Source organism: Gottfriedia acidiceleris (assembly GCF_004138285.1).
GTDB classification, from domain to species: Bacteria; Bacillota; Bacilli; order Bacillales; family Bacillaceae_G; genus Gottfriedia; species Gottfriedia acidiceleris_A.
Genome location: NZ_SCFN01000021.1, coordinates 26423 through 50975 on the forward strand (window position 1 = coordinate 26423; position 24553 = coordinate 50975).

The window sequence follows — 24553 nt, forward strand, 5'->3', positions numbered from 1 at the left end:
TGTCATTTTATTTGAATTAACTTTTTATTGTAGAGAAGTTTTTTTCTGTAACATGTTTTTTTAATTCTAATCTTGCTAACTGCGCTCGATGTACTTCATCTGGACCATCAGCTAATCTTAACGTTCTGGCATTTGCCCATTGAGCAGCTAAAGTATAATCATCAGATACACCTGCAGCTCCAAAGGCTTGAATAGCGCGGTCAATTACTCGTAAAGCCATTGAAGGCGCGACGACTTTAATCATTGCAATTTCTGCTTTTGCCTCTTTATTACCAACAGTGTCCATCATATATGCAGCCTTTAAGGTTAGTAATCTAGCTTGCTCTATTTCTATTCTTGAATTAGCAATCCACTCTTGAATAACTCCTTGATTTGCAATTGGCTTACCAAATGCTGCTCGATTTTGTACACGCTTACACATTTCTTCAAGTGCCCGTTCGGCAGCACCAATCAATCTCATACAATGGTGGATGCGACCTGGACCAAGTCTACCTTGTGCAATCGCAAATCCTTTCCCTTCTCCCCATAAAATATTACTTGCAGGAACTTTTACATTTGTAAACGTAATATCTGCATGTCCATGCGGTGCATGATCATAACCGAATACTGGTAATACCCTTTCGATTTTTACTCCAGGTGTATTTAACGGGACTAGAATCATAGATTGCTGTTCATACTTTGGTGCATCCGGGTCCGTTTTGCCCATAAATATTGCAATTTTGCATCTAGGATCCCCCGCTCCTGATGACCACCATTTTCTACCATTGATGATATAATAATCACCTTCTTTTTTGATACTCGCTTCAATATTAGTTGCATCAGAAGAAGCGACCTCAGGCTCGGTCATTGAAAAGCATGAGCGAATTTCACCATTTAAAAGTGGTACCAACCAATTTTCCTTTTGCTCTTTCGTACCATATCTTTCTAAAACTTCCATATTCCCTGTATCTGGTGCACTACAATTAAACACTTCTGGTCCAATCATAGATCTCCCCATAATTTCGCATAATGGAGCGTATTCTAAATTCGTTAATCCTGCTCCTAGATCACTTTCAGGTAAAAATAAATTCCATAATCCTGCTTGTTTTGCTTTTTGTTTTAATTCTTCCATAATCGGAGGTACATCACTCCACCGAGTTTCTTGTGCATTTAACTGCTGCTCATATATTCGCTCATTAGGATAAACATAAGTTTCCATAAATTTGGTTAATTTTAATTGAAGCTCTTTACTTTTTTGCGAATATAAAAAATCCATTTAATCATCCCTTTCACAACTAGTTTTTGCCTAACAAGTTATCGTGTTTAATAGAACAATATTTAAATAGTTTCCTTTGAAAAATTGACATTAATTACGCTTTTACCATCTGTAAATATCGGTACAACATTAAATATACTTTTACTACAAACAAATTTTAATTCCTCTTCAAACCCATAACGAATTAACATTTTACCAACAGTCGATTCCGCTAAAATCTCATTACATTTTTCTTTCAACCCTAAGTAAAAATAATGGGCAGACTTAGCTGCATCGGATAAATCGAAATGACATGATTCATTTACTAAGCAATCAATAAAATAACCTGCTCCATAAAAGTCCTCCATATTAAAATGTCCTGACGACCCCGAACATACTATAATAACAGACTCCTCTTTGTAGGAATGTCTTAAGTGATTTGCAACTGCATTTGCATTCAAAATCGATGCAGCGTATACTTTCTTTGCATTTTGAGAATTTTTTAACGCCACGGTTCCATTCGTTGTTGATAAAACGATTGACTGATCAGTAACAATTTTCTTTAATGTTAATGGATTAGGAGATAGAAAACCTTCAATTGTATTCCCTTCATATTCCCCTATTAATAGATATTCTTTGTCCAAATTTTTATTTGTAAAAAGAACTGCCTCTTGTCCATTCTTAACAGGTATGACCTCTTTAGCACCAAAGGCTAATGCCGCTGTAATGGTTGAAGTAGCAAGTAATACATCAAAAACGACTACTATCTTTTCATCGTTTAGTTTTTGATCATCAATTTCTTCTTTTTTCATCAAAAGATGAAGTTTGCCCATTTACAAAACTCCTTTTTGATTATGATGTTTCAAACATTACACGGCTGATGCTCCTCCATCAACAACTAGAACAGACCCAGTCACATAATTCGAAGCTGGCGCTGCTAAAAATAAAGCCGCACCTTTTAACTCGTCTTCATTTCCAAATTTCTTAAGTGGTATAGATTCTAATATTTCATCCGTACCATGAGAAATAACATCTTTAGACATTTTCGTTGGGAAAAATCCAGGAGCTAATGCATTTACATAAATGCCACTAGGACCCCATTTCGCAGCTAAATCTTTTGTAAAACTGATCACTGCACCTTTACTTGCACTATAGCCAACAGCATTCATTACTTTTGGATTCGTTCCCACTAAGCCAGCAATAGAAGCAATGTTTATAATTTTTCCAGATTTTTGTTCTAACATGATTTTCCCTACTGCTTGAGACATTAAAAACGTACCGGTAACATTAACATTCATTACTTTATTCCATACCTCTAATGGCATTTCTTCCGCAGGTGCTCCCCAAGAAGCACCGCTATTGTTTACTAAAATATCAATTCGGCCAAATTTATCTTTCGTTTCGTTAACTACTTTTTGCACATCCTCTTTGTTTGTTACATCACACTTCAATGCGAAAGAATCTACACCTAAACTTTTCAATTCTTCACTAATATCCTGGCATGCTTCTACATTTCTTGAACAAAGTACAACATTTGCACCTGCTTCAGCGAATCCTTTCGCTATTTGTTCACCAAGACCTCGTCCACCACCAGTTACAATTGCTACTTTCCCAGTTAAATCAAATAACTCTTTTACGTGCATTTCAAATCCTCCTAAAATTAGTATTTATTTCATAAAGTCCCTATTTTCACAAAACTTTAGCTTCATTTTTAAACAAACTTTTAGATACTAACCAGTCGGTATGTTTGTTAATTAGATAATACAAGATAAATTCTGAATATTCAATATTAAATGTTATTTAATTTTTTTATGTTACTTTTTATCCATATTCATATTTACTAGATTATTTGCTTACTATTTTAGTTAGGATATCGTTTCAAATGACATTTTTTTATCATTTCTTTTTCAAAATCCCCCTTTTTAATAGGTGTATTTTAGATATTTTCATTATTTGTTGTTCTTTCATTCACAGTTAATTCCAAAAGTAAAAATATCTTTTGAAACGTATAAACCTATAGATTATTGACCATCCTTCATTTATACGGCTCCTTTTGTTTGTAGCTCTACAATTGGTTTAGGTAGGATTTATTATCCCTCTTATCCAATTGCAACCTACGATAAGCAAAAAGGAGCCGTTTTTGATTATGAAGCACTATATCTATTCAAATACATTTTTCTTTATTTATGATGTTTACAAAACTGATTGAGGGCTGGACTCTAGTTTAGTCGGATACATTATCGGTTGATGGTGGATTCGATGTGGTATTTGATTTATGTTTACTATTAAACATGAAAGTGTAAAGAAGAAGAATGAGGATTAGTATACTTGCGACAGTATCTTGAATGTAAAAACTGGTTTTGTGATCAGCCCAAAGTGTTTTGCTTGAGCCCATTTTTTGTTTCGATTCATGAATGTAGCGTTTTACTTCTGGGTGGTTCGGATAGATTTGTTGGACTGCTTTGAATTTTAACAGTGCATCTTTGTAATAGCCGGCCCAGTAGAAAGTTAATCCTTCTTTGAACAATTTATCAGTTTGGCTTTTAGTGTCATGTACGTCCGCTTTATTGACAACTTTTTTCAACGTATTCACAGGTACCGCAAAATGAAATCCTTGCACTTCTTGATCATTCACTGTATCTCCTCGGAAGGTGAGTAAGCCAATCAATTGTCCTTTGTTGTTGATGATGGGTCCGCCACTATTCCCATGGGTAGATGCAGCATTGATTTGAAGGACCGGGCTACCAGCTAATGTAGTTTTTGAGATTGCTGAAATTTGCCCTTTATTCATCGTGGGGATAACATAACTATGCATGGATAGCAATTCAGAATCCGCCGCAGCTGGGTAGCCAATCACCCAAATATTGTCTTGATCTTGAATGGAGTCACTGTTCCCAAGTGGAATCGTAGGATAGTTGGAGCCGTCGATTTCTAAGATGGCCACATCTTTTCCATGATCGGTAGGTTGTTGATACCTTTTGACGACTGCGCTAATAGGATCATCGACAGTAGGTAAGTATACATCGACGCCTTTTTGGAAGATTTCGTAACTAGTATACTGTTTCAAGTACGCATCTGTGTATTTGTGTGTCCAATTATTTTCCGTTGCAACATCATCCACGAGAATCGAAAATGCCTCAGAAACAATATCTTGATCGGATAATTGGTGAGAATAAACGAGAACATGAGCGTTTGTCACAATATAGCCGTCCGAATTAATAATAGCCCCTGATCCAAAACCGTCCAGTTCGGTTTTATAATCCCATTTCTTCAACACACTTGTCACACGTTCATCATCTAAAGTAATCGTCCATTTCACAATCGCATAATCAACAATTCGAACAACCGCGGGCTTTGTCGTTTCAGCTAATTGCTGAGGTTTGAGTACGTTAGGGGCAGATGGTTTAGTTGAAGTGAGCACAAACGATGTAGCGATTAAGATCGCCAACACGATGCAAAATGGAATGGTCACTAATGCCTTTTTTTTCATTCCAAACATCCTTTCATTTGTTTTGCTTACGAGCATCTCCAAATCGGGAGTACATACACAAAAGCAAAAAAATGACATATCACCCTTACTCATATTTTCACTATAAAATAAATCGATTCTTTAGCTGAAATCATGCCACAAATAAACAAATTTTGTCTTTATATATTTTTTATCATCATGCAATAGAAAAAGCCGCATTTATGCAGCTTATACTCTTCTACTATTGTATGGTAATTAATTAAGAAAAAGATTATTTATTGAAAATTTCTTCGCCAAAAAAATCAACAATAACTTCTACCTCTTTAAAAATACGGTAATTCAAATGTTATTTTTACTATATTAAGAGATCGTAATTATATCTATATTTATTAACCATTTATCGATTGCTGATTTAGGATAGTAAAACTCAGATCCAATTTTTATATGAGAAAGTTCACTCAGTTATGTTTACAATTTTATTTATAAAAAATATTATTCTTCCTTTTCACATAACGGCAAAACAGTAGAATTTTTGATTTCTCTTAAAGCTAAACTTGTTTGAATTCTTGTAATTCCAAGTTGATTTAACTTCCGAATAAAGTTCTCCAATTCCTTTCGTTCTCTGTTCGCAACTTTTAAAAGATAGTCATACTCTCCTGTTAATAAGTGGCACTCTAAAACTTGAGGCATGGATTTTAATTCTTTCTCTAACACTTCTAATTTATCGGCTTGATGGATATTTGTATTGATAAAAATAAAACAAAGTAAGTCAAATCCTAGCTTTTCTTGATTTAAGATCGCAACTTGCCGATCGATATATCCTTCATTTTCTAATCGTTTAACTCTCGCATGTGTAGCTGGTGGTGACAAGTTCACATGTCGCGCTAGTTCCGTATTGCTTATTTGACTTTCCTTTTGTAGCTTATCTAAAATTTTAAGATCTACTTCATCTAACACTTTATTTCCTTGATATTCCACTATTATCTACTCCCTTTCAATTATTCGGAAAACGGTTTGAATTCAACATATAAAATGAATTATATTTCTCAAAATAATACTTTTGATTAATATTATTTTGTATTTATACAATTATACAAAATAATCTACGGTAAAATAAACAATTATGTTAAACTATTTAAAAAAAGCAAGAAATCACTGTGTAAAGTCTTTTTTAAACCTTAGGAACAGTGAAATAGGGGGTTTAAATATGCCAATCATATATATACTGTTGTTATTATTAACAAGTTTGTTATGGGGAGGAAATTTTGTCGTTGGAAAATCCCTTGTTGGTCATGCTTCTCCAATGACCTTGACGACTCTAAGATGGGGAATTGCAATTATCGTATTATTACCAATAGTATGGTGGAAAGAAAAGAAGATTTTACCTCCAGGTAAAGCTATTCTTCCATTAATCATGATGGGAGTTACAGGTGTTGTTCTTTTTAATCTTTTTCAATTTATGGCATTAGAAAAGACATCTGCAACTAATGTTGGATTAATTTCAACCCTAAATACAATTTCAATTGCTTTATTTTCATCTTTATTTTTAAAAGAAAGAATGAACTTTTTACAAATATTTTCGATGATTATTTCCTTCTTAGGAGTTATTCTTGTGCTTTCAAAAGGAGATATGAATCTACTATTCTCAATGAAGTTTAACTTAGGTGATTTATGGATGGTCATTGCCGTATGCATATGGGGAATCTATTCGGTTTGTAGTAGATGGGCAACAAGACTTATATCACCTATGTTGTCTACACTATACTCAGGGATATTTGGACTCGTTGTAATCATCCCTTTTAATCTCACAGATTTTACGCTTATAAAAATGAATGGCTCATTTATTTTCTCAATTTTATATACTGGGATTATTTCAACAGTCTTATGTATGCTCTTTTGGAATATTGGTGTCCAAAAAATTGGAGCAACTTCAGCAGGTATTTTCCTAAATTTCAATCCGATTTTCACAGCCATTTTAGCGTTTTTCTTATTAAATGAAAAAATGACATGGGTTCAAGGACTTGGGAGCATGATCGTTATACTAGGTAGTTTCTTGTTTACTTACTTTAAAACAAATGGAAATTCTAAAAACAAACGGATTGTAAAGAAAGCAATGAAATCTCCAGCATAAAGTGTTATCAGTTATAGGTTAAAGTGATCTAACTAAAAATAGATTGGTAGTAAAACTGTTTTGTTTATTATGATGGGAAGATTGTTCTTCCAAAGAATATCCGTTAGTTGAATTAACAAATATAAAAAAAGCCTGTTTCAACGATTACTTGGTAATCTTAGATACAGGCTTTTTATATTATTCTTGTTTTCTTAAAGATATATAGACTTTCACCCTCTCCCCCTTGAAATAACTCCCCAATTACAAAATTCTCCTTAATCTAAATAAGACATATACTCATATGCTGTTGTTCCATATACGCTCTTAAAATGTTTATTTAAATGGGTTAAATCTACAAAGCCGCACTCCGATACTGCTGAATAAATATCTCTATTTTTTTCGATCAACTGCTTTGCGCGTTCAATCTTACAGTTAAGAAAGTATTGATACGGTGATATTCCGGTATGAGTCTTAAAGTATCTGATAAACTTGAATTTCGATAAATTAAGTTCATTACATATCTCATCAAGCTTAAGAACATTTTCCAAATTGGTATGAATCAAATTCTTCGCTTTTTTCATTAGCGCGTTATCTTTCTTATAATCTGATGAAAGATTAGTTCTAATCAGACTATCTGTGAGAGATACTAGTAATTCACTACAAAATGCCTCATCTTTTTCACTTAATATAGCATTAGAAAGTCTTACTATTTTTTGTTCAAGAATATGATCATACACAATAGGGTTTGAAAAACGTACTAAATCCTTGTTCTCATTTACTTCTAACAGCAATTGTGGATCGATATAGAGCATGACATAATCAATGCCAGACTCATCATGTGCCATTCCGTCATGTGCTTGTTCAGGATTAAAAAGCATGACACCATTTTGATGTGATAACTGTAAACTTCCATCCAGATTATACTGTTGAATACCACGTAATGTAACACCTATTGCATACTCCTTGTGAGAGTGTTTTTTATACTTAAAATCAGTAATACTTGCTGATAGCGCCGTAATACCTGATGATTTTTTATAGATAAATTTCTCCATTAAATTCACCTCTTTAACAGCTTACTTACATCCATATCATGACTGCAGCATAAACTAAGAATAATGCCATCACGATATTAACAGTCTTTTTGTGTTTCTGTAAAAACACTTTGAAGATGGAACCGAAAAGAACCCATGTAATAAATGCTAAGAATCCGATGATTGTGATCACCATAACACTAATTGTAACTGCAGGCATTTTGACATAATAGGGCAATATATAGCTAGGAATGACTGTCATTGTAAATAGGACTACCTTTGGATTTAAAAACTGCATAAGAAAGCCTGACATAAAGGTACCTGATTGCTTTTCGGATGAATTTGATGAATCCATTTTGTAAATTTGATAAGCAAGATAAATCATATAAACGCTTCCTATAACCTGCATAAGATTTAAAATTTTTGGTATAATCCCTATCAGCATAGTGTTTAACATACCAGAAATTAAAAGTAATATACCAAAAGCAAGCGTTGCACCATACGAATATTCCAACGCCTTCTTTGTCCCATTATTATGCACTGTCGATAATATTACGATATTAGTAGGACCTGGTGTAAAAGTAACAATAAAACAATATAATACAAAAGATGTAAAATTCATGAGGTAACTCCTTTCAAGTTATTCTCATTTCATTTTACATCTTCAATTTGAATGCTATATAGTATATTATTGCAGATTTATTCTATAAATTAATACCACAAATATTGGGTGCTGGTACCTTAAATCCCTGATTTACTTCAATAATTAGGGAAATTTTTGCAAAAAAACAAGATATGATGACCTCTTGTCAGATAGTTAAATTAATGTTACGATTGCTTTGCTTTAAAATAAATCATAACGAGGTGAGGAAAATGAATACAAAAAAATATACATTTTATCCTCATCATATTGCTTTTTAGTTATTCTTTTACTAATAAATTAAGCTCTGAGGGTAGGACTCACTCTCAGAGCTTTTATATTTAGGCAGAAAGAACAAGCTTTCTTGCCGACCTATGACAGCCACTTATGGAGAGGCTGTCATTTTTTTTGGACAAAAGGTTGGTAAAGGTCACAAAATTGGTTTTATTTTGAAGTTGATTAGGTCTTTTTCTTTCGAATTGATCTGAACTCTATTAGGGGGGATATTTATTGAACTTGAATTACTCAGGATGGAATTCATTTTCCACGGAAATCCGATTAGTCGTTACCTTGTTCCAAAGGATAAGGGCTCCCCTTCTTGGGATATCGTTTCAACTTCGGATTCGTTTTCCGTTATACACAGCTTTCCAAATATGAAAGGATGATGCTTTATTAAAAGACTCGCTCAATATTTCCGCTCATTACAATCAGGACAATCATCTTACAGTATGATTTATGAAGACCCAACGTATTGGAATAATGATATTGCCTATTATATAGAAAGGACACATAAACTCACACTCGATAAACCATGTATCACCATAAAAATACCATTTGACCGTCTCGGCTTATATGAAAATATGAATCAAGTTGTTCTCTCAGATTTTGCATTAAGAGTGTGGGTTGATCATATTGAGGCATTAAATGAAGTGATTTATAACAGTTCACGTACTGATAAAGAGAATGGTGCTTTTTATTGTTTCCGTCCTACCAATGTATTGTTGTAACGTAATGCATCCTTTGTCGAAGCCATCTCGGATAAATTGTATTTATGCATAATGATTACAGTTCAACTTCCATTCAAGGATAATAATAAAGCTATGCGCATGCTCTGCAAAATGCTTCCAAAAGAAGTGGAGAAGTTTATTGCCAAGTTTGATTTAATCAAATTAAATGCTGCCAATGAATTGGTAAAAAAACAAAATATGATTCGTGAATGGCTAAAATCCAGTGGTTATTGTGCATTTATTGGGAATGGCAGCATTTTACCAAGAAATAAAGACAATAGCGGGCCACTAGAGAGTGCCTTACCTTTTAAATCCCCGGAAGATGTTGAAGTTGAAATTTGTGGTTTGCGAGGAATGGGAATAAAACAAGGTGTGACAGTCATCACCGGCGGTGGTTATTCGGGTAAAAGCACATTGCTGGATGCACTAAATTCGTGGATTTACAATCACATCAAAGGCGACGGACGTGAATTTGTGATTACAGATCGAAGTGCAATGGAAATATCTGCAGAGGAAGGTCGTTCTATAAAAAATATCAATATAACGCCATTTATAAAATGGATACCCAACAGTTCGGCTGAACAGTTTTCGACTGACTACGCATCCGGTTCCACATCTCAAGCCGCAAATATTATGGAGGGAATCAACTACGGGTGTAAGCTTCTTCTTATTGATGAAGACAGAAGTGCGACCAATTTTATGATTCAAGACATCAAAATGCGTTCATTAATCAAGCGTGAACCTATTACACCTTTTACGGAACGTGTCAGGGAACTTTATGAGGCTGTTGGCGTATCTTCCATTCTTGTTATTGGAGGTAGCAGTGAATTTTTATCCGTAGCCGATCAAATCATCTTGATGGACAATTTTGTTCCAAAAAACGCAACCCAGGAAGCAAAAAATTTATGTGAACACGAAAAACCTCGCGAGCGTATCCCCCATACAAATTGGGAGATAGAAAGAAAAATAACTACCGATCACTTTTCGAGCTATCCACAGGGCAGTGGTACAGAGAAGCTGATCGTTTCAACCATGGGATACATGATGATAGGTGATGAACAAATTGATATTAGAGGGCTTTACAATATCACATCACACGCACAGCTTGCAGCGATTGCCTTTTTAATCCGAAAAATAGCTATAAGAAATCAGGATCGCACCATTTTTCTTTATGAAAAGATCCAAAAAGCTCTCGAAGAAATGGAGAGAGAAGGAGTGGATATTGTATTCTCTTCCTTTTTTCCTGGTTTCGAAAGATGGCTTGAATTACCTAGAATTAATGAAGTATTATCTGTTATAAATCGAATGAAGCATTTGAATTTTATTCAGCCTGAGCCTTCTGAGCACCTTTAATTACGATTTAAGTATTAATTATCTTGATAATCAAACAGTTAGGTTAATTAGTGAAAGAAGTAGCTATTAATTAAATAAACTAGCAGCTTATGGCTGCTAGTTTTGTTCAACTAATGCTAGTGGTAAATGCATAAGGACTGATCTATTTAACACTTTTTTCATTTGGGTGGAACTCCTTTGACCATGTTCCGAGTTAATAACTTACATCAAACTTGCATTCTAAAAAAATTTGTTATCTATCTAATTTTTAAAATTATTTTCCCTTTAGCTCTTCCTAATTCTGAATATTCCATCGCCTTTTGAGCATCTTTAAAAGAAAAAACTTTATCAATTATGGGTTTAATTTTTCCTGATTCAATATAGTTTGATATAATACGTAATTGATCTCCACTTGGCTTCATAAACAAAAATGTATATTGAACATTATACTTTTTTTCAAGCATAGTTAGTTTATAGCTTGCTGCTGAAAATAACATTGTTTTAAAAAATCCAGAACCATATTCTTTAGCAAATCGAGCGTTAGGTAATCCTGAAACGGAAACAATTTTCCCACCGTTTTTTAGAACATTAAATGATTTTTCTAGTGTCTCTCCCCCAAGTGTATCAAATACCGCATCATAATTTTTTAATTTTTCTTCAAATTTTGTACTTTTGTAGTTGATAACTTCATCTGCACCAAGAGATTTTACCAAATCCATCCCTTTTTCACTTGCAGTTGTTACAACGGTAGCACCCATTAGTTTTGCGAGCTGAATAGCAAAGGTACCGACACCGCCAGATCCAGCATGAATTAAAATCTTATGTCCTTTCTGTATTTGAAGGATGTCATGCAGTGCTTGATATGAGGTTAATCCAACGAGAGGGATTGATGCTGCTTCCTCAAAGTTCAAATTTTTAGGTTTTAACGCTATATCCTCTTCATGAACTGCAATATATTCAGCAAACGTTCCCATTTTCTGTTTACGTGGACGCCCATATATTTCATCTCCAACATTAAAACGAGTTACTTTTGCACCAACCTTTACTACCACTCCAGAAAAGTCATTTCCAAGGATAAGTGGCATTTTATATTTTAGTAATATTTTGACTTTTCCATCTCGTATCTTAAAATCAACAGGGTTAATACTAGCTGCATGTATTTCTGCAAGAACTTCATTTTCTCCAATGTCAGGTATCGTCATTTCTACCATACGCATCGGGACTTTTCCATACCGTTCAATAACCATTGCTTTCATTTTCTATCCCTCCAAATAGCAGACGTTTCATTACTAGGTGTCAATAAAATTTTTGCATTAGCTCTTCAATGTCCTTCACAAGATCTTTTAATAAACCTAATTTTGTTCGTACATCAATAAAATAAAAATTCTTTGTCCCTTCTTTACGCATTAAAATTACACCAGCATCTCGCAAAATCCTAAGATGATGTGACACAGCAGGACGAGAAAGATGTGTTTGTTTAGTAATTTCACCTACCCGTAATCCTGTTTGACAATCAGTTCCCATTAAAACTAACAAGATGGATTGACGAGTTTCATCTCCAATCGCCAATAGCACTTTTTGGCAATTAATAAAATCCTCTTTGATTTTATTTAGTTGGTCAAATTTGTTCATTCAATTAGTTCCTCCACAAATCGGTTTAATTGTTTAAGTTGATGAACCATTGTACCGAAAACAATATACTATTGTTGAATTCCATGCAATATTGAGAAAGAAAATCGAGACGAATCAATTTATAAAAAAAACGATTTCCACATTTGGAAATCGTTTTTTTTAGTTCATATGTAACAAACGCAATGCGTTAGTTGAATAAGGAATGAATGTTTAAATTCGAACTTTCTAAAAAAACATCTCAAAAATAAAGTAAGAATACTTCGATTAATATTACTAATATGTACACTAAAATAACTAACAATATTTCTTTTTTAGCTATTTCTTTGGCTAGTTTATATCTCTTTAAAAAATATACACCTAAAAAAGTTGTTATCAATCCAATGCTAGAAGATTGATGTCTAAAGTAATAAGAAACAATGCATGTTAGGATTATCCCACATACAATAAAGAACACACCTAATATTTTCATAGTTTTAATGCTTTTCATCATTTGTTCCCTCTTATCCTTAAATCTTACATTTGAGTCTATACAAAAAAAGCTTGCTTTAGATGCATAATTTTCTATTTGCTTTCTTTCTTATTTAAGAATGCTAAATCAAAAAATGATATGCCTAAACTTAAGCCTAAAGCTGTACCAAAATTAAGATCATCAATTTCTGAAAGTTGAAATATATAGTTGAAAATATAATTCGTAGCAATAATTACAATAAAACAAATAATAAACTTTAAAATTCGCTTTTTAATTTCAGTTCGTTTTAATTTACTTAACTTTGAAATCACTTTAAATAATAAAAATAAAAAATATAATAGTAAAAATACTACATAGCCTATAACAAACTTATTAGACAATGAATCATCAATGTCCTTAACTAAAATAATTGCAATAAAAATTGTGCTTATTAAAAATAATACATTAAGAATTAAATTTTGTTTCTTTATAATATATCCCCCTTGGGTTTACAAAGTTAAATATAAATAAATTATCTCAAATATTAAAAACAATAGTTATTGGTAATTAATTCCTTAAGTAACTAAGTATGCTTTCGTTCATTCACAATAAAGTTAAATATAAATGTGCTCTTTTTGAATATATTGATTGCTCTATTCTTGTTCATCTCACGAGTTAGTTGGAAATTACTGAAAAACTGTATGGTACTTAGTGTATAATAGATATGAGGTGTTTATATGAGTAAAGCTAAAGCTAAGGGCGGTACAGGTAGAGGTACAGATAAGAAGGGTTGGAATAGGTGGCAAGCTAGTGCAAAAAAAGCAAAGAATGCGAAGCCATATGTTAGCAAAGGTACTAAAAATAAGGGCAATTCCAAAACAACTAATAATAATTCAAATGTCTAATTATATTCGATGATTATTTGTATATTCATTTTATATGGCCTATAATACTTTAAACCATTTTCTTTACCAAGATCCACGTTAGATTTTACCTTATTCTTTGTTGAATAGGGGTTTTTAATTTAAAAGACATAAAAAGAGTCGGATTCTACTTTTTAGAATACGACTCTTTTTAGTCAACTAAGCCTTTTTAACATTAGTTGCTTGTGGTCCGCGTTGACCTTGTTCTACTTCAAACGTAACGGCTTGACCTTCATCTAATGATTTGAATCCATCAGTTTGAATTGCTGAGAAATGTACGAATACATCATCACCATTTTCACGCTCAATAAATCCAAATCCTTTTTCTGCATTAAACCATTTTACTTTACCATGTTCCATTTTTGTTACCTCCCAGTGTGGCTTACACACATTGTAATATTTCAATTTTAACAATATAGATATGAATTATCAAATTTCCATCAAAAAAAATGAAATAACTAATTAATTTGCTAATTAAAAGTCCATTATTGTATAACTATTTTTTCCTATATTGTATAAGAGAGTATCACTATTTTTTCTCTAAATTACTTATTCTTTTCTGTAATTCTTCAATTTTTTTATTAGAAATAAACAAATTATTTGTTGCAAATAATCTTACTTTTTTAATCATCATAATCACTATATATACTACTAAAATTAGAATTATCAATTGTAGTATCGTAATGATTAAACTAAAATTATCCATTGGCACACTCCTTTTCAAACTCAATCTATATTAAAACCACCTTCAACAAAAGTACTTTAAATTCTTTGATGAACTAATCTCCAGAAGTAAAATAGGAGTCGTCATCATTATCGACTCCTATTTTTATTAGCTTCGTTTCCCTGCCCAAACTCCTTGCAATTTAATTATTAATACAATTTGCCCAATATGATATGCGTCGTGCATAGCTAAACTCTTCAGTTCAAGTACTAATGATCTTTCTCCTGGGATCTGTCTATACAAATCTTCGTGTTCTGATTTTGCTAGTATTTTTTCAAGTTCACGATGAGTATAAAAATATTCTTCTTTTGTTTTCTGCCAATTTTTAACCGTCTCAGTTGGTAATCGAAATGTATCTTTATTATTTTCTGCCTGTGGTTCATTCGCTGTTTCACCTAGAAATCGCAACAGAAGTCTCTTTTCATAGAATAGTAGATGACAAACTAATTCCCAAATGGAATTCGTTGCCTCATCAGTTGGTTTCCAAATTGCCTGTTCAAAAGTGACATCCTTTAACACTTTTTCAAGTGGTGGAAACCAGTCTTCTGCATCCAAACAGCTTGCCCATTGCTGTAACAAAAGTGTTTTTACATCCATTTTCTATTTCCTCCATTCAATCCCTAAACTAGATAATCCCGTTTACCAAAATTCTTTTGCAGCGTGTTGTAGGTAGGTCACTAATTAATTTGTCATGCCAATACCATTAACATTTTTCTTGATAAAAGTAATTTTTTTCTTCCAGCATAACGACACAATCAATTAATTTTTATAATTCCATTTAAGATTATAAAATCCTTTAATTATTAAACGATCCTTCCTTTTACTTAAATAAAAAAAACTGCAATTAAGCAGTTTATGATTTTCAACTTATGGATGCTAGTTATATAAGAATTCTTGCATTGATACAATGAAACCAAGCATGGAAACTATGAAATAAATATATCCCAATTTTTTTTGTTTTTGTTTAAATTCAGGTATACACGCTAACAAGAACAATGCTGCTAGGAAAAAGTGCATATAAGGGAGTAATCCTGACTTATGAGTTATTAAGCCAAAAATAGATAATATTAAAATTATTAATATAAATATCATTCTTAAAATTTTTAGCATTCGAATTATTTCCTCCGTACGATTAGCATTGTAATTAAACCCAACAAAAGATTGTGGTAGTTGAATCAGGTTAACACAATTAATTCTCTCTGATTACACCATATCTCATATCTTCTCCCATCCATGAACTAACGTCTCTCCATTTGAGTCTTTTTGATGAGATCCAACTTACATCATACCCAATATTCTTCTTTGGACTCCAACTACTATCATCAGCCCAGTAAAATAATCCTTCTTCAAAAAACAATGTTGCACCGTAAATTATTGAATCATAATCTTCTAGAGGTGGTGAAATGTGGAATTTTCTTACACCTTCAAATAATAATTCTATTGCTGAGATATTATTAAACTGTCTTTGAAATAGTATCCTTACGTTAGTACCTGATGACATTGCCATTGATAACTCTTCATCCACGTAACTATCTGTCCATAAATATAATTCTTTTAAACAACTATCATGGAATCCTCCAAATAGTATTAAAAGGTTTTTTATATCTTCCGTTGTTTTAATTTCATTCCATTCCATTTTTACTCACCACCAAATCATCTATTTAAATGTAACGATTACATGCTTTAGTTCAATAATTAGTTATGTAATTGTGATAAATAAAAGCTTTCTACTGCAACAGAAATTAATAAAACCGTTAAGACAAAAAAGACAATTGACATTCTTTTCTTACCCAAAAGAAATTGTTCTATCCCCATTAATAACATAAAAATTGAAAAAATACTTTGTGCGATTCCCTCATAGAAAAAATTTACAGGGTACAATGTAAAAGATAAAATTAAAAATATGAATAATGGGATTGACAATATCATAAGAGCAATTACTATTGGCTTTACTCTATTCTTGAAAAACCGATCTCTAAATTTCATTATATTAGGTCCCTCTCCTATCTGTAATATTATCAATGTTCTTTTAAACAATAAAATCACCCTAGATTTTATTTATTACAAGCCAAATTACTAGTGCAATTAGAGGCACACCAAAACTCAATTTTATACTAAACCAGTAAATTTTATTAAGTTTATTATATTTTTCTGTGTAACCTCCATATGCCGATTTAACCATTTCATATACTTCTTTTTCGGTTTCATCATAACTTTTATCATCACTTTTATTTATAAATTGCTCAAGTTTTGGGAAAAGCAATTTGTTTATCTTTCGAGAGTTAGAAAATCGCCAAATTCCTTGAAATAGGCCAAATCCCAAGTTCCATATTAAGAACAAATTGCTAAATGCCCCAAAATAATCTGATTTTAGATTTTTTCCGAAGCCCATAACCGTACCCATTAACATCATCAAAATAAAAGTTGTAAAAATTGTGACGATGATCGCAGTTACTGGCTTAATTCGATATAGTTTTTTTATATCTTCCAAAATTTCTTTTTTACTCTCCATCAATTCTATATTTTTTTGATTCATCAAATTCATCCCCATTTAGTTATAAATAACTTGTAAATAAAATAATAAGTTTAATTATATCTAACCATTCAATTTTTGTAATTTGGGGGAAATTTGCATTTTTCTTATAATTTTAGAATTAGCTTGTGTAAAAACAAGTTTTCTAATTTTTTGGCAAAATATATTTCAAACAACTACAAAGATGAGAGTTACTACCTAAAGGATTTTTAAGCGAAGTAAAGAATAAATAAAGTAGAAGAAAATGGTAGAATTGACTTTTTTTCTTGAAATTTAGATTTCATCTTTAAATTTAGGTATAAAGAATTAAAAATGATTTAAGACGATGAAATGATAATCAATTAGAAAATCACTATGCTTAGATTTTAACTATAAAAAGCTTCATTCACATTAGCTTTATAATATTACATGTTCTTCTTTTTTAAGTATTCAATGAATCCATTGAATAATATTGAAAGGTCATAAGGAGGAAAAGGATGAAAGAAAATAACAAGACTCTTATATTAATAGGACTAATGATTGGTGTCATCTTCTCAGAGCTTGATGAGACAGTCGTTGCAACTGCTATGCCAACGATTATTAGAGATTTAGGAGGTTTAGCGCTTTACGGCTGGGTTGGTGGAGTTTACATGCTTTCGATGACCTCTTTTATGGCGATACTCGGCAAACTTGCGGATTTATATGGTCGAAAAAAAATATATTTATTTAGTATGGGATTATTCATGGCTGGATCAATTATTAGTGGTACAGCTCAATCAATGGAAGTCCTTTTAATTGGACGTGGGATCCAAGGGATTGGTGCCGGCGGTTTAATGCCACTCGCGATGGTCATTTTCGGAGACAGCTTCCCAGTTGAACAGCGTGCGAAGCTACAAGGTATTTTTGGAGCTGTCATGTTTATACCTCAACTACTTGGACCGCTCATTGGAGGATATTTTGTACAGCATATTTCATGGCACTGGATCTTCTTAGTAAATATTCCAGTAGGAGTTTTAGCTGCAATTTTATTAGCTTTAGGATTAAACGAAACGAAAGTAGACAAAAAAATCAATATCGACTGGTTTGGTGGGATCTTACTAGTTACCATGTTAATCAGTTATCTGCTCACTCCTGTACTTCATCAAACAGAAGGATATGCATGGAGTGATCCTCAAATGATCGGTTTACTAATTTTAGGAACCATTTTACTTGGATTATTTATTTTTGTAGAGTCAAAAGCAAAAGAGCCAATTATCCCATTGCACTTATTTAAAAATAGAAACTTTGTTGTCATTTCGGCTCTTGTATTTGTATTTGTTCTTGCGATAATGGGGTCACTTTCATCTTTCCCATTCTTCTCGCAAAATGTACTCGGTTTAACACCTACTGAATCTGGCTATTTAAATTTACCTATTATGGTTGGTGCAATGGGTGCAAGTGTAGTTGCTGGTCGAGTAATGAATAAATTCTCTTATCGAAATATTTACGGTGTTTCATTTATTATACCAATGATCGGTTTCTATTTACTTACAGGTATTACGGCTCACACTTCAATTATTACATTCGTTATTTATTTCATTATTCTCGGACTTGGATTCGGTGCACTATTTAACAATGCATTAATTGTTCAAGAATCAGTTGAAAAGGAAAATGTAGGGATTGCTCAATCTGCCGTTATGTTATTTCAATCCATTGGTATGACGATTGGCTTTAGTTTATTTGGTTCTCTATTAGCTTCTAAAATTACATCAGGGATGAAATCACTAACTGGAAGTCTTACCGTGGATCAATTACTACAATTAAAAAATGTACAAAATGGTATGATTCCATCTAATCTTGATCCTAACTTACTTGAAAAAGTAAAAACAGTCTTTACTCATGCATTCCAGGATTTATATTGGGTATCTTTCGCACTTGCCATTTTAACATTTTTAATTTGTTGGGGTCTGAAAAAGGAAATTTTAATAAAGAAAGATGAAGCAAGTGAAGTAAAAGAAGTAAATTCTATTTAACAAAAAAACCATTCCAATTTTTTTGGAATGGTTTTACTTTTTTTAATCTATATTACTTGTTTGTTATATGCTTAATTACATCTTCTAAAGATTTTTCTGCCATAGATGATAATCTTAAACTATGATTCTCAAACTCTAAATGTGAGGTAACTTGATTCGGAACAATTACACAGTTTAATCCTGCTTTCGTTGCAGCGATTAATCCATTCAACGAATCTTCAAATGCGATAGCCTCTGATGCTTGAACTCCAATTTCCTCAATCGCTTTTAAATATAGCTCCGGATCTGGTTTAACTTTCTTTACATCATCTTTCGTCTTAATTACTGAAAAGTATTCATAAATATTTAATTTTTTTAAGAAGCTTTCTACCCATTCTCTAGATGAGCTAGAAGCCAAAGCTATTTGTAACCCCGCATTTTTTGCTGAAATTAAATAGTCTTCTACGCTTTCTCTTAGTGCCGGCTCAAGTAGTTTCTCATCGACTAGCTCTTTAGCCATTTGTTCGATCAGTTCTTTTTCAATTGGTTCTTTTAAATTTGAATTAATAAAATCGAATAAAATTTCATCACTTGTTCCTACAGCTTCTGAAAACTTTTGAAGAGTTAACTCCACTTCATACCGATGTAATACTTCCTTATATGCTTCGAACCAAACAGACTCAGTATCGACAATTAAACCATCAAAATCAAATATTACAGCTTTAATCATTCCCTTTCTCCTTTTCTTTAATTAAACAATTTTACTATATTATGGTTATTTCAGTTTAATATTGTTCGTTTTATTTTTTCCAATCAGGTTTAATGAAAGAAAATACGTTTAAATCATGAGATTGATCACCTTGAACTAAATAGCCTCTAAGTAATCCTTCTTTTTGAAAGCCTATTTTCTCAACTAATGTAGATGAGGCTTTATTTTCTGGAAAAATATAAGCTCCAATTCGATATAGTCCTAGTTTATCAAAGCAATATGATGTAATTTCCTTAATTGCTTCTGACATAAATCCTTTTCTCCAATATTCAGGTAATAAATCATATCCAATTTCAGTTCTTCTAGCGTGTAAGACTAAATTATTTAAACCGATTGTTCCGATTAATTTTTTTGATTCTTTTTCAACTATTCCAAAGCGAATTCCTTGTTGGTTATCAAATCTAGTTTGAAAGGAATCGATCATTTTAACCGCTTGATCTTTTTCAGTAAAGGGGTCCATACCATAGTATTTAATTACCTCTTCATTTGAAAAGATGGAAAAAATCTCATCTACATGTTTTTGTGTAATTTGCACTAAAGATAATCTTTCTGTTTCTAAAATTGGAAAATCCAACATGTTACCCCCTTCTTTATCGTCGAATAATCTGATAAAACTCAGTTTTTTACTTGAAGTACCTTATTTTACCATAAATCATGATTTAATTTTCTTAATTTTTATTTGATTTATTTCTTATTCATTTATACCTAATTCCTCATGAAAATCATTCTGTACAAAAGTATCCTTTTTTTGTGCTATCCAAAATTTGGGAATAATCCTTTTTCACAGAAATAGAAATAAATAGACTCATTTCATTCATAAGGGAGAACAGTTAAATGAACAATCAATTAAAAGTGAATCCACAGCAGTTTTACAAAGACCCATATTCGTATTTTAGTAACGCTAGAAAAATAAGTCCTATGCTTTACACGGAGCTATTTCAGAGAACTGGATGGTTAGTAACTGGCTATAGAGAAGCAGAAATCATGCTAAAAGACCCTCGTTTTATAAAAGAAGCAACCAAAGTCACTCCACCTGAACAAATACCTGAAAGTGTTATGCCTGCAATTGCAATAAATCGAAAAATGATGTTATTTCGAGATGCTCCTGATCATACAAGACTGAGAAATCTCGTGAACAAAGCATTTTCTCCAAGAATGGTTGAAAATTTACGAAATTCGGTAAATGAAATTGCTGATTATTTAATAGCAAATATGAAGGGAAAATTTACTCACGAACTAATACGTGATTTTTCATATTTATTACCTGTATTTGTCATAACTGACCTATTAGGTGTTCCTAAAGAAGATCGAGATTTATTTCGCAATTGGTCTGATGCATTTATTAAATTTATTGATTTTAATACAACTATGGAGGATTTAGAATTAGTGTCAAAAGATATTCTTGATGCTTCTAACTATTTCAGAAATCTTATATCTAATAGAAGAATAGAACCTAAAGAGGATTTAATCAGTAATTTAATTGTAGCTGAAGAATCTGGTGATAAATTAAGTGAGGATGAAATGATCGCAAGTTGTCTTCTATTATTAATTGCTGGTCATGAAACCACTGTTAATTTAATCACGAATGGATATTATCTTTTATTAAAACATCCTGAGCAATTTGAGCTATTAAAAAATGATTCAACGTTAATTCCTTCAGCTATTGAAGAAATATTAAGATACGAGTCACCTGTTATTTTTACATCCAGATGGGCTAGAGAAGACTTTGAGTTCGCTGGAAATTCGATTAAAAAAGGCGATTACTTTATGGTTTCATTAGGTGGAGCCAATTACGATCCAAAAGTCACAAATAATCCTGAAACATTTGATATCACTCGAAAAAATATAAAACATTTATCCTTTTCATCCGGCCCGCATTTCTGCTTAGGTGCCCCTCTTGCTAGATTAGAAGGACAAATTGCAATTGAAAAACTGATTAGACATTTAGTTAATGCAGTTCTAATTGAGGAGCCGACTCGCCGTAAAAATGTTGCATTTCGTGGGTTTGAAAGCTTAAAAATTCAGGCAAGTATTCAATGAAGTTTCTAGCAAATTGTGTACTTTCCAGATAGAAATTAAAATTTTATTTTACTAAGTTGTAGTTATGAAATAAAACAATAAATAACATAAAAAAGAGCATCGAGATCTCGGTGCTCTTTTTAACTGTTCAATATCGGTTTCTTATTATCAACACTTTCAGATAGATGAACATAACTACTTTCCATTGGCTTTATCCTTAATTAAAGGGACCAAAAAAATAAAGTTCTAAATGAAATCAAAGTTGGCTTATTTGTAGTAAAATATTTAATCCCTTTTTTAAATCTTCTAATGACGCGTAGGCATAAGAAAGACGAATATGGTGTAAATCTCTTGGTTCGTAAATATAACCTGGATTTATCAATATATTTTGTTTAAGTAATTTTAAAAATAAGGTCTTATTTACAATTGGATTATGAAACCTGAGCCATATGTAGAAACCACCTTCAGACTTTTTCCATGAAGCTATTTTTTTAAATTCCTTTTTTAAAATTTCTTCTACGTATTTAGCTCTTCTTTGCAATTGTTCACGAAGGTAAACAAGATGCTTTTCGTAAAGACCGTTTGAGATCCAGTGTGATACGATTTCTTGCGAAAAAGCACTTGAACCATAATCTGTTTGCATTTTAATATCAGCTAATCGTTCAATTACAGGTGAAGGTGCAACAACCCAACCAATTCTTAATCCCGGACTAAGTGTTTTGGATACACTCCCTATATAAAGAACTTGTCCTGATGTATCAAGCGATTTTATAGCTGGTGAAGATGATTCAAAAAGCAATTCGTGATACACATCATCTTCAATAATCGGAATTTGTAGCTCTTTGCATGTATTATATAGATTTTGCTTTTCTTTCAACGACCAATTATAGCCCGTTGGATTGTTTAGTGTTGGAACACAGTAGAATAAAGATTGCCTCTTCCCTTTATGTGCCCGTAAATTTTCTTTTAATTGATGTTCCCTTGAAACTGAAATCATTCGCATACCATTAGATTGAAATGGATGTACTGAATTTAAATACGAAAATTGTTCTTGGAATAAAATGGATCCTTCTTCCAATAATCCAACTGCAATTAATTGAAGTGCTTGAAGTGCACCCGAAACAATTAAAATGTTCTCTGGTGCTGATTCAATACCACGTTTTTTTAAATAATTACATAAAATTACTCGGAGCTTTTCACTTCCTTGTGGAGATGAATAGCCAATTGCTTTGGAATCAAGTGAAATCTTTCTTAACGAATCTTCTATTTCTTTAGTTGGTAGTAATTCAGGTGATAATTCACCTGTTCCAAGACGTATGATATGATCCATTTGCTCGTGTTCATTTATGAGTTGAATCGTATGGTAGTTTGGTTTATGAATACTTGATTCAATATGTCTCTGCCAATTTGGTTGATATTTGCTCAAAAGTACGTTCCAAGAATTGTTAGCCACAAATACCCCTGAACCCATTTTTGATTCGATCAAACCATCTGCCCTTAATTCATCAAGTGCAAGTTGTACGGTACTGCGGTTCACATTAAATTGAGTTGCTAGTTGACGCTGTGTTGGAATCTTTGTGCCAACAGACCAATCACCTCGTTCAATACGAGATTTTATCCAATCTACAATTTGCTCTTGAACAGTCAAATGAGAATCACGATTTGGTTTCCATTTCATCTAACTCCCCCTAAAATTGGGTGGATATAAAACCATCCAATTGGTTGTTTTCTTTTAGTTTTATCATAGTACGATTGTAATTGAAAGGGAGTTGATTAGATGGAAGCTATTATTCATGGTCTAGTCTTAGCATTCGGACTTATTTTACCTTTAGGGGTACAGAATGTATTTGTATTTTCACAAGGTGCTACACAACCAAAACTAATTCGAGCGCTTCCTGCGACTTTTACTGCTGCACTATGTGATACTTTTTTAATTCTTTTAGCTGTTTTTGGACTTTCCACTATCGTTCTAGAATTTGAATGGCTAAGAATTAGCCTGATGATTGCTGGTATTTTGTTTTTAGTTTACATGGGGTATGTTATTTGGAGATCTAAACCTGCAGCAAATGAATCGAACAGAGCATTACCTAGCCGACAGCAAATTATTTTTGCTTTATCAGTTTCCTTATTAAACCCACATGCAATCTTAGATACAGTAGGTGTAATTGGAACAAGTGCATTAAAATATGTCGGAAAGGAACAAGTCTTCTTTACAATCGCATGTATTACAGTATCTTGGATTTGGTTTTTTGGATTAACGGTCGCGGGCTCAGTCATGAAGAAAGTAGACAGTACAGGAGGTTTAATGAACATATTCAACAAATGCTCTGCCTTGTTTATTTGGGGAACTTCCATTTATCTTTTAATTGGATTAACTTAATGTACATTAGAGGATAATCGAATAATGATTATCCTCTATAAATAGTTCAACAAAAACATGGAGTAGTTGAATAACCGTTTTTAAATTTATCTTTTTTCTGTAGGTTTAGCAAAAATAATAGATAGTAAAAATCCAATAAATCCACCGCCAATAGAACCTGCAAATGCTGAGTTATTTTCGCCATGAAATAAGAATACTCTAACTAAAAAATACGATACTGCAAATGAAAATGCGTAAACCAAATATACATAAATGCTCTTTTTAGAAATCATCTAATCCTCCTTAAATCATTCTACAAATTAATTAATTCAACAGTTATTTTAATAAACCTT

At 32.3% G+C, this 24553-nt stretch carries 27 protein-coding genes; 7 read left to right on the forward strand and 20 right to left on the reverse strand.

The genetic code is table 11. The annotated features are described in order from the left end of the window. Positions 1 to 16: 16 nt before the first annotated feature. The 5 genes from EP747_RS20220 to EP747_RS20240 all read right to left on the reverse strand — a co-directional run bounded on the left by EP747_RS20220 (position 17) and on the right by EP747_RS20240 (position 5681). Positions 17 to 1255, reverse strand: coding sequence for an acyl-CoA dehydrogenase family protein (locus tag EP747_RS20220; RefSeq protein ID WP_129691869.1), 1239 nt, complete (start codon positions 1253 to 1255; stop codon positions 17 to 19). Positions 1256 to 1317: 62 nt separating this feature from the next. Further along, a complete protein-coding gene (locus tag EP747_RS20225) occupies positions 1318 to 2067 on the reverse strand; it encodes a 2-phosphosulfolactate phosphatase (RefSeq protein ID WP_129691870.1) in 750 nt (249 codons plus the stop codon). A gap of 36 nt (positions 2068 to 2103) precedes the next feature. Next, the gene (locus EP747_RS20230) at positions 2104 to 2877 is read right to left on the reverse strand and encodes an SDR family oxidoreductase (RefSeq protein WP_129691871.1); all 774 of its coding nucleotides are present in this window, start codon (positions 2875 to 2877) and stop codon (positions 2104 to 2106) included. Positions 2878 to 3458: 581 nt separating this feature from the next. Continuing rightward, on the reverse strand, positions 3459 to 4724 hold the full coding sequence (locus EP747_RS20235) for a S1C family serine protease (RefSeq protein WP_165347177.1): 1266 nt from the start codon (positions 4722 to 4724) through the stop codon (positions 3459 to 3461). A 471-nt stretch (positions 4725 to 5195) separates the two neighbouring features. After that, positions 5196 to 5681, reverse strand: coding sequence for an Lrp/AsnC family transcriptional regulator (locus EP747_RS20240; protein WP_098863106.1), 486 nt, complete (start codon positions 5679 to 5681; stop codon positions 5196 to 5198). Between the two features lie 229 nt (positions 5682 to 5910). On the opposite strand from EP747_RS20240, the gene EP747_RS20245 reads away from it, so the two are divergent. Then, a complete protein-coding gene (locus tag EP747_RS20245; protein WP_129691873.1) occupies positions 5911 to 6834 on the forward strand; it encodes a DMT family transporter in 924 nt (307 codons plus the stop codon). 254 nt (positions 6835 to 7088) lie between these two features. On the opposite strand, the gene EP747_RS20250 is transcribed toward EP747_RS20245, so the two are convergent. Together EP747_RS20250 and EP747_RS20255 are read right to left on the reverse strand one after the other, a co-directional pair. Beyond that, a complete protein-coding gene (locus EP747_RS20250) occupies positions 7089 to 7865 on the reverse strand; it encodes a helix-turn-helix domain-containing protein (protein WP_129691874.1) in 777 nt (258 codons plus the stop codon). A 25-nt stretch (positions 7866 to 7890) separates the two neighbouring features. Next, positions 7891 to 8466: a LysE family translocator gene (locus EP747_RS20255; RefSeq protein ID WP_129691875.1), complete on the reverse strand. Its 576-nt coding sequence runs from the start codon at positions 8464 to 8466 to the stop codon at positions 7891 to 7893. Between the two features lie 746 nt (positions 8467 to 9212). Here EP747_RS20255 and EP747_RS20260 point away from each other — a divergent pair. Together EP747_RS20260 and EP747_RS20265 are read left to right on the forward strand one after the other, a co-directional pair. Further along, complete coding sequence (locus EP747_RS20260; RefSeq protein WP_129691876.1) at positions 9213 to 9491, forward strand: hypothetical protein; 279 nt, start codon at positions 9213 to 9215, stop codon at positions 9489 to 9491. Between the two features lie 51 nt (positions 9492 to 9542). Continuing rightward, positions 9543 to 10844, forward strand: a complete 1302-nt coding sequence (locus tag EP747_RS20265; RefSeq protein ID WP_129691877.1) for a P-loop domain-containing protein — start codon at positions 9543 to 9545, stop codon at positions 10842 to 10844. A gap of 236 nt (positions 10845 to 11080) precedes the next feature. Here EP747_RS20265 and EP747_RS20270 read toward each other — a convergent pair whose 3' ends face one another. The 3 genes from EP747_RS20270 to EP747_RS20280 all read right to left on the reverse strand — a co-directional run bounded on the left by EP747_RS20270 (position 11081) and on the right by EP747_RS20280 (position 13304). Beyond that, complete coding sequence (locus EP747_RS20270) at positions 11081 to 12079, reverse strand: NADP-dependent oxidoreductase (RefSeq protein ID WP_129691878.1); 999 nt, start codon at positions 12077 to 12079, stop codon at positions 11081 to 11083. A 40-nt stretch (positions 12080 to 12119) separates the two neighbouring features. Next, a complete protein-coding gene (locus EP747_RS20275; RefSeq protein ID WP_129691879.1) occupies positions 12120 to 12455 on the reverse strand; it encodes an ArsR/SmtB family transcription factor in 336 nt (111 codons plus the stop codon). Between the two features lie 561 nt (positions 12456 to 13016). Next, positions 13017 to 13304: a hypothetical protein gene (locus EP747_RS20280; RefSeq protein ID WP_129691880.1), complete on the reverse strand. Its 288-nt coding sequence runs from the start codon at positions 13302 to 13304 to the stop codon at positions 13017 to 13019. A 336-nt stretch (positions 13305 to 13640) separates the two neighbouring features. Here EP747_RS20280 and EP747_RS20285 point away from each other — a divergent pair, with 336 nt between their 5' ends. Further along, positions 13641 to 13808 (forward strand): DUF3934 domain-containing protein, encoded by a 168-nt coding sequence (locus EP747_RS20285; protein ID WP_129691881.1) that lies wholly within the window; start codon positions 13641 to 13643, stop codon positions 13806 to 13808. Between the two features lie 177 nt (positions 13809 to 13985). On the opposite strand, the gene EP747_RS20290 is transcribed toward EP747_RS20285, so the two are convergent. The 6 genes from EP747_RS20290 to EP747_RS20310 form a co-directional block, all read right to left on the reverse strand. Continuing rightward, a complete protein-coding gene (locus EP747_RS20290; RefSeq protein ID WP_069032402.1) occupies positions 13986 to 14186 on the reverse strand; it encodes a cold-shock protein in 201 nt (66 codons plus the stop codon). A 169-nt stretch (positions 14187 to 14355) separates the two neighbouring features. Next, entirely contained in the window at positions 14356 to 14532 is a 177-nt protein-coding gene (locus tag EP747_RS24380) for a hypothetical protein (RefSeq protein ID WP_165347179.1), read from the reverse strand. A 126-nt stretch (positions 14533 to 14658) separates the two neighbouring features. Beyond that, positions 14659 to 15147 (reverse strand): DinB family protein, encoded by a 489-nt coding sequence (locus EP747_RS20295; RefSeq protein WP_129691882.1) that lies wholly within the window; start codon positions 15145 to 15147, stop codon positions 14659 to 14661. Between the two features lie 279 nt (positions 15148 to 15426). Next, the gene (locus tag EP747_RS25450; protein ID WP_129691883.1) at positions 15427 to 15660 is read right to left on the reverse strand and encodes a DUF3953 domain-containing protein; all 234 of its coding nucleotides are present in this window, start codon (positions 15658 to 15660) and stop codon (positions 15427 to 15429) included. 79 nt (positions 15661 to 15739) lie between these two features. Next, positions 15740 to 16186, reverse strand: coding sequence for a hypothetical protein (locus EP747_RS20305; RefSeq protein WP_129691884.1), 447 nt, complete (start codon positions 16184 to 16186; stop codon positions 15740 to 15742). Positions 16187 to 16597: 411 nt separating this feature from the next. Continuing rightward, entirely contained in the window at positions 16598 to 17086 is a 489-nt protein-coding gene (locus tag EP747_RS20310) for a hypothetical protein (RefSeq protein WP_129691885.1), read from the reverse strand. Positions 17087 to 17559: 473 nt separating this feature from the next. Here EP747_RS20310 and EP747_RS20315 point away from each other — a divergent pair, with 473 nt between their 5' ends. Beyond that, a complete protein-coding gene (locus EP747_RS20315) occupies positions 17560 to 19074 on the forward strand; it encodes an MDR family MFS transporter (RefSeq protein ID WP_129691886.1) in 1515 nt (504 codons plus the stop codon). 52 nt (positions 19075 to 19126) lie between these two features. Here EP747_RS20315 and EP747_RS20320 read toward each other — a convergent pair whose 3' ends face one another. Both EP747_RS20320 and EP747_RS20325 read right to left on the reverse strand, forming a co-directional pair. Beyond that, a complete protein-coding gene (locus EP747_RS20320) occupies positions 19127 to 19783 on the reverse strand; it encodes an HAD family hydrolase (RefSeq protein ID WP_129691887.1) in 657 nt (218 codons plus the stop codon). A 70-nt stretch (positions 19784 to 19853) separates the two neighbouring features. Continuing rightward, positions 19854 to 20396, reverse strand: coding sequence for a GNAT family N-acetyltransferase (locus EP747_RS20325; protein WP_129691888.1), 543 nt, complete (start codon positions 20394 to 20396; stop codon positions 19854 to 19856). Between the two features lie 260 nt (positions 20397 to 20656). Between EP747_RS20325 and EP747_RS20330 the strand changes: the two genes are divergently transcribed. Continuing rightward, positions 20657 to 21862, forward strand: coding sequence for a cytochrome P450 (locus EP747_RS20330; RefSeq protein ID WP_129691889.1), 1206 nt, complete (start codon positions 20657 to 20659; stop codon positions 21860 to 21862). A gap of 235 nt (positions 21863 to 22097) precedes the next feature. Here the strand turns inward: EP747_RS20330 and EP747_RS20335 are convergent, their stop codons facing one another. Further along, the gene (locus tag EP747_RS20335; RefSeq protein ID WP_129691890.1) at positions 22098 to 23519 is read right to left on the reverse strand and encodes a PLP-dependent aminotransferase family protein; all 1422 of its coding nucleotides are present in this window, start codon (positions 23517 to 23519) and stop codon (positions 22098 to 22100) included. A 99-nt stretch (positions 23520 to 23618) separates the two neighbouring features. Here EP747_RS20335 and EP747_RS20340 point away from each other — a divergent pair, with 99 nt between their 5' ends. Next, positions 23619 to 24221 (forward strand): LysE/ArgO family amino acid transporter, encoded by a 603-nt coding sequence (locus tag EP747_RS20340; RefSeq protein ID WP_129691891.1) that lies wholly within the window; start codon positions 23619 to 23621, stop codon positions 24219 to 24221. A gap of 86 nt (positions 24222 to 24307) precedes the next feature. On the opposite strand, the gene EP747_RS20345 is transcribed toward EP747_RS20340, so the two are convergent. Next, complete coding sequence (locus tag EP747_RS20345) at positions 24308 to 24493, reverse strand: hypothetical protein (protein WP_129691892.1); 186 nt, start codon at positions 24491 to 24493, stop codon at positions 24308 to 24310. Positions 24494 to 24553 lie beyond the last annotated feature (60 nt).